Source organism: Methylophaga sp. UBA4204 (assembly GCF_002379485.1).
Classification (GTDB): domain Bacteria; phylum Pseudomonadota; class Gammaproteobacteria; order Nitrosococcales; family Methylophagaceae; genus Methylophaga.
In genome coordinates this window covers 47,295-47,961 of record NZ_DFTU01000048.1, presented here as the reverse complement: position 1 = coordinate 47,961, position 667 = coordinate 47,295, and the positions used below count along the sequence as shown (strand labels likewise).

Annotated in this window: 1 protein-coding gene; it reads right to left on the bottom strand. The window is 45.3% G+C overall.

Annotated features, from left to right (window positions below):
• Positions 1-473: esterase/lipase family protein (locus B3182_RS07015; RefSeq protein WP_292752093.1), on the bottom strand; the 473-nt coding region annotated here is incomplete at its 3' end.
• Positions 474-667 lie beyond the last annotated feature (194 nt).

Sequence of the window (667 nt, the reverse complement as noted above, 5' to 3'; positions counted from 1 at the left end):
TGGTTGGGTATAGCGTCTTCTGTTGTCCCCAGTTGCTTGCCGGCAGGCCCGTTTATCCATTCAAATAAGCCCCAGGTGCCCAGTTTGTCGACCACTTCGCTGCCTTGATTAGGCGGCGATAACATTACTACCCTGCCAATTTTGATTTGCTGATGTTCCACCGCGAGTTGCCTGACAATAATACCTCCCAGTGAATGGGTGACAAAATGCAAAGGTGTTAAAACATCACCGAAACATTGTTGGATTTCTGGTACAACAAATTCGCTGGTCAGATTCTCGATACGGTGTTTGCGGGAAGGATAATCAATATTGCATACCTTATACCCTGCTTTGTTCAGATGTTTTCCCATCGAATCCATTGAGCCTGCTGTGCGAGCCAAACCATGTAACAGCACAACATTTCCGGCTGACTCCTGCTCCTTGCTGTGAGCTAACGGTGAGCTTATGCTCAGCATTAGCCAGCCAAAAGCCATTAACCATCCACAATTTGGCAAACGGTTATAATTTTTCATCGCAACTAAATTGATTTTGCAGTAGCTAATTTTCCTGTGGGCTTGGTGCTTTTTGCTATGGCAATATCCTGCCAGAGTTTTTCCACATGTGACTCTACCGGTCGACAGTATCCAGCAATCAGCATAATACTCAATGTGGTTAAAAAGCCATACAG